This window comes from Escherichia sp. TW14182, from assembly GCF_000208525.1.
GTDB classification, from domain to species: Bacteria; Pseudomonadota; Gammaproteobacteria; order Enterobacterales; family Enterobacteriaceae; genus Escherichia; species Escherichia ruysiae.
In genome coordinates, this window is sequence record NZ_AEJZ01000098.1 from 1 (window position 1) to 12545 (window position 12545).

Here is a 12545-nt window from a genome sequence, read left to right on the forward strand (position 1 = left end):
ACACTATCAGTAAGTTGGAGTCACTACCCATCGGATGGATTATTTAGATGCCGAACATCTCGGTTATTGTCCGTATTCCCTCCGTTAATTATTTGTTAGCCATTGAGGTAGGGAATGCGAGTCGCTGATGATTAAAATTGAAAAAGTAATAAATAAACATGACCTTAAGGCATTTATCGCTTTTCCGTCATCACTTTATCCCGATGATCCAAACTGGATCCCTCCTTTATTCATTGAACGCAGCGAGCATTTGTCAGAGAAGAATCCGGGGACGGAGCATATTATCTGGCAGGCGTGGGTGGCAAAAAAAGCGGGGCAGATAGTCGGGCGCATTACCGCGCAAATTGATACCTTGCACCGTGAGCGTTACGGTGAAGATACTGGTCATTTCGGTATGATTGATGCCATTGATGATCCGCAGGTTTTTGCCGCTTTATTTGGCGCAGCGGAAGCGTGGTTGAAGTCACAAGGCGCGCGCAACATCAGCGGACCTTTCAGCCTGAATATCAATCAGGAAAGCGGATTACTGATTGAAGGTTTTGATACATCGCCATGCGCGATGATGCCGCACGGTAAACCGTGGTATGCCGCGCATATTGAACAATTGGGTTATCGCAAAGGCATTGATCTACTGGCGTGGTGGATGCAGCGAACCGATCTCACTTTTTCTCCGGCGCTAAAAAAACTGATGGAGCAGGTACGCAAGAAGGTGACCATTCGCTGCATCAATCGCCAGAGGTTTGCCGAAGAAATGCAGATCCTGCGTGAGATTTTCAACTCTGGATGGCAGCACAACTGGGGATTTGTGCCGTTTACCGAACGCGAATTTGCGACCATGGGCGATCAGCTTAAATACCTGGTGCCGGACGATATGATCTACATCGCTGAGATAGATTCTGCACCCTGTGCGTTTATTGTCGGCTTACCGAACATCAACGAGGCGATTGCCGATCTAAATGGATCGCTCTTTCCCTTCGGCTGGGCAAAATTGCTGTGGCGCTTAAAAGTCAGCGGTGTGCGAACTGCGCGAGTACCGCTGATGGGCGTGCGGGACGAGTATCAGTTCAGCCGCATCGGCCCGGTGATTGCGTTGTTATTGATTGAAGCCTTACGCGATCCGTTTGCCCGCCGGAAGATCGATGCGCTGGAGATGTCATGGATCCTCGAAACCAATACAGGCATGAATAACATGCTGGAACGCATTGGGGCGGAGCCGTATAAACGTTATCGATTGTATGAAAAGCACATTTAATACCAGCTCCCATTAAGCGCAGGGGCGATCCCCTCGCCCCTCGAGGAGAGGGTTAGGGTGAGGAGGAAAACTCGGCTCACATTCACCCCGGATTCATCTCCAGCGGCACCGCCGAGCGAATCAAGTGGTGGCCTTCCAGCTCGATATCGTGGAGATTCTTTTTTACGGTCATCACGTGATCGCGGGCGGCGCGCTGGGCGACATGCGGCAACCGTTGTAAAACCGCGTTATAGATCCGCGCATGTTGGCGATCGATCTGTTTCTTCTGCTGTGGTCGATGATAGAGATTATTCACGCTGGCAAACACCGAATTAAACATCAGGTCGGTCAATGATTGCAGAGTAAATACCAGCACCTGATTGTGGGAAGCCTGACAAATCGCCCGATGAAAAGCGTGATCCAACTGCGCATGTTCGATCAGCGAAATCTCTTTGTTGTTCTCACTGGCGGCGAGCATTTTTTCATAACAGCGGGTTATCACAACAAAATCAGCCTGCGTTCCCAGCGTTGCCGCCAGCCTTGCCGATTCGCCCTCCAGTAATGCGCGAACATCGAGCAGATCGTACAGCGTTCGCGGTTGCGTACTGAACAGATGGATCAGCGGACTGGTGTCCTGCACCCGATTAAGCCGTGCGACACGAGAATCGCGACCCTGCGCCGTTTCAATAATCCCGCGCCCGCGCAGCACAGTCAGCCCTTCGCGCAGTGCGGAGCGTGAGAAGCCGAGCTTTTCACACAGTCGGCGCTCTGAAGGAAGCGGCTGCCCAACCTTCAACACGCCGTCGATAATCAACCGTTCGATACTCTCTGCAACCACTTCGCAAATAGGGCGACGCTCATCTTTCATTCCCGGACCTCGTGCACAGGTAGGACCAATTTTTCTGTTCTTAATTCGCAAAACACGCACATCACGTAAGTGATTATGTTACATCAATTTAACATTAAGTTAACCAATGCAAGGTCACAGAGCTGGAAAAAAAATGGTCTGACCGGTAGCTAAAGAGATAGACGAAAACAAAAAGCCCGCTTAATAACTGTTCACAGAAGCAGCGCGCAAAAATCAGCTGCCACACAACACAACAAAGCGAAGCCTACTCATGAGCATCTTGTACGAAGAGCGTCTTGATGGCGCTTTACCCGATGTCGACCGCACATCGGTACTGATGGCACTGCGTGAGCATGTCCCTGGACTGGAGATCCTGCATACCGATGAGGAGATCATTCCTTACGAGTGTGACGGGTTGAGCGCGTATCGCACGCGTCCATTACTGGTTGTTCTGCCTAAGCAGATGGAACAGGTGACAGCGATTCTGGCTGTCTGCCACCGCCTGCGTGTACCGGTGGTGACCCGTGGTGCAGGCACCGGGCTTTCTGGTGGCGCGCTGCCGCTGGAAAAAGGTGTGTTGTTGGTGATGGCGCGCTTTAAAGAGATCCTCGACATTAACCCCATTGGGCGCCGTGCGCGCGTGCAGCCGGGCGTGCGTAACCTGGCGATCTCCCAGGCAGTTGCGCCGCATAATCTCTATTACGCGCCGGATCCTTCCTCACAAATCGCCTGTTCGATTGGCGGTAATGTGGCGGAAAACGCCGGGGGCGTCCACTGCCTGAAATACGGTTTAACCGTGCATAACCTGCTGAAAATTGAAGTGCAAACGCTGGACGGCGAGGCGCTGACGCTGGGATCGGACGCGCTGGATTCGCCTGGTTTTGACCTGCTGGCGCTGTTTACCGGATCGGAAGGTATGCTCGGCGTGACCACCGAAGTGACGGTAAAACTGCTGCCGAAGCCGCCCGTGGCGCGGGTTCTGTTAGCCAGCTTTGACTCGGTAGAAAAAGCCGGACTCGCCGTCGGTGACATCATCGCCAATGGCATTATCCCCGGCGGGCTGGAGATGATGGATAACCTGTCGATCCGCGCGGCGGAAGATTTTATTCATGCTGGTTATCCCGTTGATGCCGAAGCGATTTTGTTGTGCGAGCTGGACGGCGTGGAGTCTGACGTTCAGGAAGACTGCGAGCGGGTTAACGACATCTTACTGAAAGCGGGCGCGACTGACGTCCGTCTGGCACAGGACGAAGCGGAGCGCGTGCGTTTCTGGGCCGGTCGCAAAAACGCCTTCCCGGCGGTGGGGCGTATCTCGCCGGATTACTACTGTATGGATGGCACCATTCCGCGTCGCGCCCTGCCTGGCGTACTGGAAGGTATTGCCCGTTTATCGCAGCAATATGATTTACGCGTCGCCAACGTCTTTCATGCCGGAGACGGCAACATGCACCCGTTAATCCTTTTCGATGCCAACGAACCCGGTGAATTTGCCCGCGCGGAAGAGCTGGGCGGGAAGATCCTCGAACTCTGCGTTGAAGTGGGCGGCAGCATCAGTGGGGAACATGGCATCGGGCGCGAAAAAATCAATCAAATGTGCGCCCAGTTCAACAGCGATGAAATCACGACCTTCCATGCGGTCAAGGCGGCGTTTGACCCCGATGGTTTGCTGAACCCAGGGAAAAACATCCCCACACTGCACCGCTGCGCTGAATTTGGTGCCATGCACGTGCATCACGGTCATTTACCTTTCCCTGAACTGGAGCGTTTCTGATGCTACGCGAGTGTGATTACAGCCAGGTGCTACTGGAGCAGGTGAGTCAGGCGATTAGCGATAAAACGCCGCTGGTAATTCAGGGAAGCAATAGCAAAGCCTTTTTAGGTCGCCCTGTCACCGGGCAAACGCTGGATGTGCGTTGCCATCGCGGCATTGTTAATTACGACCCGACCGAACTGGTGATCACCGCTCGCGCCGGAACGCCGCTGGTGGCGATTGAAGCGGCGCTGGAGAGCGCCGGGCAAATGCTTCCCTGCGAGCCGCCGCATTATGGTGAAGAAGCCACCTGGGGCGGGATGGTCGCCTGCGGGCTGGCGGGGCCGCGTCGCCCGTGGAGCGGTTCGGTCCGCGATTTTGTCCTCGGCACGCGCATCATTACCGGCGCTGGAAAACATCTGCGTTTTGGTGGCGAAGTGATGAAAAACGTCGCCGGATACGATCTCTCGCGGTTAATGGCCGGAAGCTACGGTTGTCTTGGTGTGCTCACTGAAATCTCGATGAAAGTGTTACCGCGACCACGCGCCACCCTGAGTCTGCGTCGGGAAATCAGCCTGCAAGAAGCCATGAATGAAATCGCCCAGTGGCAACTCCAGCCATTACCCATTAGTGGCTTATGTTACTTCGACAATGCGTTGTGGATCCGCCTTGAGGGCGGCGAAGGATCGGTAAAAGCAGCGCGTGAACTGCTGGGGGGCGAAGAGGTTGCGGGTCAGTTCTGGCAGCAATTGCGTGAACAACAACTGCCGTTCTTCTCATTACCGGGCACTTTATGGCGCATTTCCTTACCCACCGATGCGCCGATGATGGATTTACCCGGCGAGCAACTGATCGACTGGGGCGGCGCGTTACGCTGGCTGAAATCGACCGCCGATGACAATCAAATCCATCGCATCGCCCGCAACGCTGGCGGTCATGCGACTCGCTTTAGTGCCGGAGATGGCGGCTTTGCTCCGCTACCGGCTCCCTTATTCCGCTATCACCAGCAGCTTAAGCAGCAGCTCGACCCTTGCGGCGTGTTTAACCCCGGTCGCATGTACGCGGAACTTTGAGGAGCAAGCTATGCAAACCCGATTAACCGAAGAGATGCGTCAGAACGCGCGCGCGCTGGAAGCCGACAGCATCCTGCGCGCCTGTGTTCACTGCGGATTTTGTACCGCAACCTGCCCAACCTATCAGCTTCTGGGGGATGAACTGGACGGGCCGCGCGGGCGCATCTATCTGATTAAACAGGTGCTGGAAGGCAACGAAGTTACGCTTAAAACGCAGGAGCATCTCGATCGCTGTCTCACTTGCCGCAACTGTGAAACCACCTGTCCTTCTGGTGTGCGCTATCACAATTTACTGGATATCGGGCGTGATATTGTCGAGCAGAAAGTGAAACGCCCACTGCCGGAGCGAATGCTGCGCGAAGGATTGCGCCAGGTAGTGCCGCGTCCGGCGGTCTTTCGCGCATTGACGCAGGTAGGGCTGGTGCTGCGACCGTTTTTGCCGGAACAGGTCAGAGCAAAACTGCCTGCCGAAACGGTGAAAGCTAAACCGCGTCCGCCGCTGCGCCATAAGCGTCGGGTTTTAATGCTGGAAGGCTGCGCCCAGCCTACGCTTTCGCCCAACACCAACGCGGCAACCGCGCGGGTGCTGGATCGTCTGGGGATCAGCGTCATGCCTGCTAACGAAGCAGGCTGTTGTGGCGCGGTGGACTATCATCTTAATGCGCAGGAGAAAGGGCTGGCGCGGGCGCGCAATAATATTGATGCCTGGTGGCCGGCGATTGAAGCAGGTGCAGAGGCCATTTTGCAGACTGCCAGCGGTTGTGGCGCGTTCGTCAAAGAGTACGGGCAGATGCTGAAAAACGATGCGCTGTATGCCGATAAAGCACGTCAGGTCAGTGAACTGGCGGTCGATTTAGTCGAACTGTTGCGCGAGGAACCGCTGGAAAAACTGGCGATTCGCGGCGATAAAAAACTGGCCTTCCACTGCCCGTGTACCCTGCAACATGCGCAAAAGCTGAACGGCGAAGTGGAAAAAGTGTTACTTCGTCTTGGATTTACCTTAACCGACGTTCCCGATAGCCATCTGTGCTGCGGGTCGGCGGGAACATATGCGTTAACGCATCCCGATCTGGCGCGCCAGCTACGGGATAACAAAATGAATGCGCTGGAAAGCGGCAAACCGGAAATGATCGTCACCGCCAACATTGGTTGCCAGACGCATCTGGCGAGCGCCGGTCGTACCTCTGTGCGTCACTGGATTGAAATTGTAGAACAAGCCCTTGAAAAGGAATAACAAAATGAAAACTAAAGTCATTCTTAGCCAGCAAATGGCGAGTGCAATTATTGCCGCAGGTCAGGAAGAGGCGCAGAAAAATAACTGGTCTGTTTCCATTGCTGTTGCCGATGACGGCGGTCATCTGCTGGCGTTAAGTCGCATGGATGATTGCGCGCCGATAGCGGCTTACATCTCCCAGGAGAAAGCGCGTACCGCCGCGCTGGGGCGTCGTGAAACGAAGGGCTATGAAGAGATGGTGAACAACGGACGTACCGCGTTTGTGACTGCGCCGTTACTGACGTCGCTGGAAGGCGGCGTACCGGTTGTTGTGGATGGGCAAATTATTGGTGCCGTGGGCGTTTCTGGTTTAACCGGAGCACAGGATGCGCAGGTCGCGAAAGCGGCAGCAGCGGTGTTGGCGAAATAAGCGAAAACGAGGAGATAAATAATGAGTGAAACCATAACCCAGGGCCGTTTACGCATTGACGCCAATTTTAAACGTTTTGTGGATGAAGAAGTTTTGCCGGGCGTGGAACTGGATGCTGCCGCGTTCTGGCGCAATGTTGATGAGATTGTTCACGATCTGGCACCAGAAAATCGTCAGTTGCTGGCAGAGCGCGATCGCATTCAGGCGGCGCTTGATGAGTGGCATCGCAGCAATCCGGGGCCGGTAAAAGATAAAGCGGCCTATAAATCTTTCCTGCGTGAACTGGGCTACCTGGTGCCGCAACCGGAGCACGTGACGGTGGAAACCACGGGCATCGACAGCGAAATCACCAGTCAGGCGGGGCCACAGCTGGTGGTGCCGGCAATGAATGCCCGCTACGCGCTGAACGCGGCGAACGCTCGCTGGGGTTCACTGTACGACGCGCTGTACGGCAGCGACATCATCCCGCAGGAAGGGGCGATGGTCAGCGGCTACGATCCGCAGCGCGGCGAGCAGGTTATCGCCTGGGTTCGTCATTTTCTTGACGAATCACTGCCGCTGGAAAACGGCAGCTATCAGGATGTGGTGGCGTTTAGCGTGGTCAACAAACAATTACGCATCCAGTTGAAAAATGGTAAAGAAACCACGTTACGTACTCCAGCACAGTTTGTCGGTTACCGTGGCGATGCCGCTGCGCCGACCTGCATTTTGCTGAAAAATAACGGCCTGCATATCGAGCTGCAAATCGATGCCAACGGGCGGATTGGTAAAGACGATCCGGCGCACATCAACGACGTAATCGTCGAAGCTGCCATCAGTACCATTCTCGATTGTGAAGACTCGGTCGCTGCGGTTGATGCTGAGGACAAAATCCTGCTGTACCGCAACCTGCTGGGTCTGATGCAGGGCACTCTGCAAGAGAAAATGGAGAAAAACGGTCGGCAAATCGTGCGTAAACTGAATGACGATCGTCAGTACACCGCCGCCGATGGCTCTGAAATTTCTCTGCACGGACGCTCGTTGCTGTTTATCCGCAACGTGGGTCATTTGATGACCATTCCTGTGATTTGGGACAGCGAAGGCAATGAAATCCCGGAAGGCATTCTTGATGGCGTCATGACTGGCGCGATTGCCCTCTATGATTTAAAAGTGCAGAAAAACTCGCGCACTGGCAGTGTCTATATTGTGAAACCGAAAATGCACGGTCCGCAGGAAGTGGCGTTCGCCAACAAACTGTTTACCCGTATTGAGACAATGCTCGGTATGGCACCGAATACCCTGAAAATGGGCATTATGGATGAAGAACGTCGGACCTCGCTGAACTTGCGTAGCTGTATCGCTCAGGCGCGCAATCGCGTGGCGTTCATCAATACCGGTTTCCTCGACCGTACCGGTGATGAGATGCATTCGGTGATGGAAGCTGGCCCGATGTTGCGTAAAAACCAGATGAAATCGACACCGTGGATCAAAGCCTACGAGCGCAATAACGTGCTGTCTGGTCTGTTCTGTGGGCTGCGCGGTAAAGCGCAAATCGGTAAGGGCATGTGGGCAATGCCGGATCTGATGGCGGACATGTACAGCCAAAAGGGCGATCAGTTACGTGCCGGGGCAAACACGGCCTGGGTTCCGTCGCCAACCGCCGCTACGCTCCATGCGCTGCACTACCACCAAACCAACGTACAGAGCGTGCAAGCCAACATTGCCCAGACCGAGTTCAATGCTGAATTTGAACCTCTGCTGGACGATCTACTGACTATTCCGGTCGCTGAAAACGCGAACTGGTCGGCGCAAGAGATCCAACAAGAGCTGGATAACAACGTGCAGGGGATTCTGGGGTACGTGGTGCGTTGGGTAGAGCAGGGGATTGGTTGCTCAAAAGTGCCGGATATTCACAACGTGGCGCTGATGGAAGACCGCGCAACGTTGCGCATCTCCAGCCAGCATATTGCCAACTGGTTACGTCACGGTATTCTGACCAAAGAACAGGTGCAGGCGTCGCTGGAGAACATGGCGAAAGTGGTGGATCAGCAAAACGCTGGCGATCCGGCGTATCGTCCGATGGTGGGGAATTTCGCTAACTCGTGTGCATTTAAAGCCGCCAGCGATTTAATCTTCCTCGGTGTGAAACAGCCAAACGGTTATACCGAACCGTTATTACATGCCTGGCGTTTACGCGAAAAAGAAAGTCATTAATAGCAATAGCAAAAGCCCCGGCAAGTTTTATTGTCGGGGCTATTATAGTTACTGCGGTAGTACATTTACCCCGGAAATAACCGGAGCGATTATCAGGGTTTAACAATATTAAATACCCGTAGCGCATCACTAGCGGGATTAAAACAACAATATGGACATCTTAACGATACTCTGCGCCTGCGTGTGCGGAACAGAAACCCTTACCCGATATACTTGTTATGCCAGAGGTAGCAATTGCGTTAGCAGCGTGCTGTTGCTGTAAAGTATAACCCCTATATTTTACAGTTCGGTCCTCTTTTGCTTATTACAACCTTAAGTATATCAAGCATATAAAGATAATAAGAGACTGAACAATATGGTTACCTGGACCCAAATGTATATGCCGATGGGAGGACTGGGGCTATCCGCTCTGGTCGCCTTGATCCCGATAATATTCTTCTTCGTTGCACTCGCGGTATTACGTCTGAAAGGACATGTCGCTGGAGCAATAACCCTTATATTATCTATCCTGATTGCAATATTCGCCTTTAAAATGCCGATCGATATGGCATTTGCTGCTGCGGGATATGGCTTTATTTATGGCTTATGGCCGATTGCGTGGATTATTGTCGCAGCGGTATTCCTCTATAAATTAACCGTTGCCAGCGGGCAGTTTGATATTATCCGCAGCTCGGTTATCTCTATCACCGACGATCAGCGTTTGCAGGTGTTACTGATTGGTTTCTCCTTTGGCGCACTGCTGGAAGGGGCGGCTGGCTTTGGCGCACCGGTGGCGATTACCGGTGCGTTGCTGGTGGGGCTGGGTTTCAAACCGTTATACGCGGCGGGGCTGTGCCTGATTGCCAACACTGCGCCGGTGGCGTTTGGAGCGTTGGGAGTGCCGATTCTGGTTGCCGGTCAGGTAACGGGAATCGATCCGTTCGACATTGGTGCAATGGCGGGACGTCAGTTGCCATTCCTGTCCGTTCTTGTACCGTTCTGGCTGGTGGCGATGATGGACGGCTGGAAAGGGGTGAAAGAGACGTGGCCAGCGGCGCTGGTTGCGGGTGGTAGCTTTGCGGTTACTCAGTTCTTTACTTCTAACTATATTGGCCCGGAACTGCCGGATATTACTTCGGCGCTGGTGAGTATCGTCTCACTCTCTTTATTCCTTAAAGTATGGCGGCCGAAAAATACCGAAACGGCAATCAGCATGGGGCAATCCGCAGGTGCAATGGTGGTGAATAAACCGTCTTCTGGCGGTCCCGTGCCTTCAGAATATAGTCTGGGGCAAATCATTCGTGCGTGGTCACCGTTTTTAATCTTAACGGTGCTGGTCACCATCTGGACGATGAAGCCATTTAAAGCGTTATTTGCTCCGGGCGGTGCGTTTTATTCGCTGGTGATTAATTTCCAGATCCCTCATTTGCATCAGCAGGTACTGAAAGCGGCGCCCATTGTCGCCCAGCCGACACCGATGGATGCGGTTTTTAAATTCGACCCGCTGTCCGCTGGCGGCACCGCTATTTTTATTGCGGCGATTATCTCTATCTTCATTCTCGGCGTGGGGATCAAGAAAGGCATTGGCGTCTTTGCCGAAACGCTAATTAGCCTGAAGTGGCCGATATTGTCGATTGGCATGGTGCTGGCATTTGCCTTCGTGACCAACTATTCCGGTATGTCCACCACGCTGGCGCTGGTACTGGCGGGCACTGGCGTAATGTTCCCGTTCTTCTCACCGTTCCTTGGCTGGCTGGGGGTATTCCTTACCGGCTCGGACACATCCTCGAACGCCCTGTTTGGTTCACTGCAATCGACCACGGCGCAGCAAATCAACGTCTCTGACACTCTGCTGGTGGCAGCAAACACCAGCGGCGGCGTAACTGGCAAGATGATCTCCCCACAATCTATCGCCGTGGCCTGCGCCGCGACGGGCATGGTGGGTCGAGAATCTGAACTGTTCCGCTACACCGTGAAGCACAGTCTGATTTTTGCCAGCGTTATCGGCATTATCACGCTGTTGCAGGCGTATGTGTTTACCGGAATGTTAGTCTCGTAAGTTAACAAAGCCGGATGATCGTCAATATCATCCGGCTTCATTCTTTGCTGGTTACATTATTCTGTCTTATTAATTAAAAAATCATTTCCCGATTTATTATCTATGCAGCAATAATGTTTTGTATTCAGATAACCCGCTAAATAATTAAGTGCGTGAGAATATCTATTTTTTTGTCCCGCAAAACAAGTCTGTATTAATTATGTTCGCTTGATGAGTAAACACCGTGCTATCTGTTGCTTTTGCAATCGCAATCGTTAAAACTATCAACAGCTTGAGATAGTCACATTGTGAATAATTGTTACTTTTTTGTTTGTTAAATCTTTTGATAAATACCCCGACTGGCATCGTATAGGGGATATTCTTATAAATTTCACCTGTTTTGTTATCAATAATGCAGTTTTCTTAAGAATGGAGGAAATTATTAGAGAAGATAAAGCATAAAACTATTTCCCCAGTTACGAATCTTTTAACTTTATTTTGTCACTTGCGTTATTAATGAATAAGAAATTTAAATATAAGAAATCGCTTTTAGCGGCTATTTTGAGCGCAACCCTGTTAGCCGGTTGTGATGGCGGTGGTTCAGGATCGTCCTCCGATACTCCGCCTGTAGATTCTGGAACAGGGTCTTTGCCGGAAGTGAAACCTGATCCAACACCAAACCCGGAGCCGACGCCGGAGCCTGAACCTACTCCGGATCCGACACCTGATCCAGAGCCAACGCCAGAACCGGAGCCAGAACCTGTTCCTACGAAAACGGGTTATCTGACCCTGGGCGGAAGCCAGCGGGTAATCGGTGCTAAATGTAATGGTGAATCCAGCGACGGCTTTACTTTTACACCTGGCGAGGACGTTACTTGCGTGGCGGGTAACACGACAATTGCCACCTTCAACACTCAGTCAGAAGCTGCGCGTAGCCTGCGTGCGGTTGAAAAAGTGTCGTTTAGCCTTGAGGACTCGCAAGAACTGGCGGAGTCCGACGATAAGAAAAGCAATGCGCTCTCGCTGGTAACCTCCATGAACAGTTGTCCGGCGGATACAGAACAGGTTTGCCTGACCTTCTCCTCGGTGATGGAGAGTAAACGCTTCGATTCGCTGTATAAGCAAATCGATCTGGCACCGGAAGCGTTCAAAAAGCTGGTCAATGAAGAGGTGGAAAACAATGCCGCGACCGATAAGGCGCCATCCACTCATACTTCACCGGTAGTGCCCGTCACGACGCCGGGAACAAAACCGGATCTGAACGCTTCCTTCGTGTCGGCTAACGCGGAACAGTTTTATCAGTATCAACCTACGGAAATCATTCTTTCTGAAGGTCGTCTGGTCGACAGCATGGGCAATGGTGTGGTTGGCGTAAATTACTACACCAGCTCAGGCCGTGGCGTAACTGGCGAAAACGGCAAATTCAACTTCAGCTGGGGTGAAACCATCTCCTTTGGCATCGACACCTTTGAACTGGGCTCAGTACGCGGCAATAAGTCGACTATTGCACTGACGGAACTGGGCGATGAAGTTCGCGGGGCAAATATCGATCAACTTATTCATCGTTACTCCCAGGCCGGAAAAAATGATGAGCGTGAAGTGCCGGATGTAGTGCGCCAGGTCTTTGCCGAGTATCCCAACGTGATCAACGAGATTATCAATCTCTCGTTATCCAATGGCGAGACGTTGAGCGAAGGCGATCAAACCTTTGAGCGGAAGAACGAATTTCTTGAGCAACTTAAATCCGGGCAGGCTAAAGAGATTGAGGTAGTGACTCCAACTTACTGATAG

The 12545-nt window shown here is 52.7% G+C and carries 8 protein-coding genes and 1 pseudogene; 8 read left to right on the plus strand and 1 reads right to left on the minus strand.

Annotated features, from left to right (window positions below; genetic code table 11):
* Positions 1–127: 127 nt before the first annotated feature.
* Entirely contained in the window at positions 128–1252 is a 1125-nt protein-coding gene (gene yghO / locus EQY_RS0110090) for a protein YghO (RefSeq protein WP_000590128.1), read from the plus strand.
* A gap of 82 nt (positions 1253–1334) precedes the next feature.
* Here the strand turns inward: yghO and glcC are convergent, their stop codons facing one another.
* A complete protein-coding gene (glcC, locus tag EQY_RS0110095; RefSeq protein WP_038808944.1) occupies positions 1335–2099 on the minus strand; it encodes a transcriptional regulator GlcC in 765 nt (254 codons plus the stop codon).
* A 250-nt stretch (positions 2100–2349) separates the two neighbouring features.
* On the opposite strand from glcC, the gene glcD reads away from it, so the two are divergent.
* From glcD to EQY_RS0110135, 7 genes and pseudogenes are all read left to right on the plus strand, one after another.
* Positions 2350–3849: a glycolate oxidase subunit GlcD gene (gene glcD, locus EQY_RS0110100; RefSeq protein WP_000026103.1), complete on the plus strand. Its 1500-nt coding sequence runs from the start codon at positions 2350–2352 to the stop codon at positions 3847–3849.
* Positions 3849–4901, plus strand: a complete 1053-nt coding sequence (glcE, locus tag EQY_RS0110105; RefSeq protein ID WP_000943114.1) for a glycolate oxidase subunit GlcE — start codon at positions 3849–3851, stop codon at positions 4899–4901. Before glcD ends, glcE begins: the two co-directional genes overlap by 1 nt.
* A gap of 10 nt (positions 4902–4911) precedes the next feature.
* On the plus strand, positions 4912–6135 hold the full coding sequence (gene glcF / locus EQY_RS0110110; protein WP_001194819.1) for a glycolate oxidase subunit GlcF: 1224 nt from the start codon (positions 4912–4914) through the stop codon (positions 6133–6135).
* Between the two features lie 4 nt (positions 6136–6139).
* The gene (locus tag EQY_RS0110115; protein WP_000853256.1) at positions 6140–6544 is read left to right on the plus strand and encodes a GlcG family protein; all 405 of its coding nucleotides are present in this window, start codon (positions 6140–6142) and stop codon (positions 6542–6544) included.
* Between the two features lie 21 nt (positions 6545–6565).
* Positions 6566–8737 carry a malate synthase G gene (gene glcB, locus EQY_RS0110120; RefSeq protein WP_000005027.1) on the plus strand — a complete coding sequence of 724 codons (2172 nt, stop codon included), beginning with the start codon at positions 6566–6568 and terminating at the stop codon, positions 8735–8737.
* A 355-nt stretch (positions 8738–9092) separates the two neighbouring features.
* Positions 9093–10775, plus strand: coding sequence for a glycolate permease GlcA (gene glcA, locus EQY_RS0110125; RefSeq protein ID WP_000259282.1), 1683 nt, complete (start codon positions 9093–9095; stop codon positions 10773–10775).
* Between the two features lie 495 nt (positions 10776–11270).
* Positions 11271–12521: pseudogene (locus tag EQY_RS0110135) on the plus strand (Accessory colonization factor AcfD); the annotation flags it as partial.
* Between the last annotated feature and the right edge of the window lie 24 nt (positions 12522–12545).

Coding starts and splice junctions, on each gene's coding strand:
- yghO (WP_000590128.1), top strand. CDS start 128: ATGATTAAAATTGAAAAAGTAATAAATAAACATGACCTTAAGGCATTT.
- glcC (WP_038808944.1), bottom strand. CDS start 2,099: ATGAAAGATGAGCGTCGCCCTATTTGCGAAGTGGTTGCAGAGAGTATC.
- glcD (WP_000026103.1), top strand. CDS start 2,350: ATGAGCATCTTGTACGAAGAGCGTCTTGATGGCGCTTTACCCGATGTC.
- glcE (WP_000943114.1), top strand. CDS start 3,849: ATGCTACGCGAGTGTGATTACAGCCAGGTGCTACTGGAGCAGGTGAGT.
- glcF (WP_001194819.1), top strand. CDS start 4,912: ATGCAAACCCGATTAACCGAAGAGATGCGTCAGAACGCGCGCGCGCTG.
- EQY_RS0110115 (WP_000853256.1), top strand. CDS start 6,140: ATGAAAACTAAAGTCATTCTTAGCCAGCAAATGGCGAGTGCAATTATT.
- glcB (WP_000005027.1), top strand. CDS start 6,566: ATGAGTGAAACCATAACCCAGGGCCGTTTACGCATTGACGCCAATTTT.
- glcA (WP_000259282.1), top strand. CDS start 9,093: ATGGTTACCTGGACCCAAATGTATATGCCGATGGGAGGACTGGGGCTA.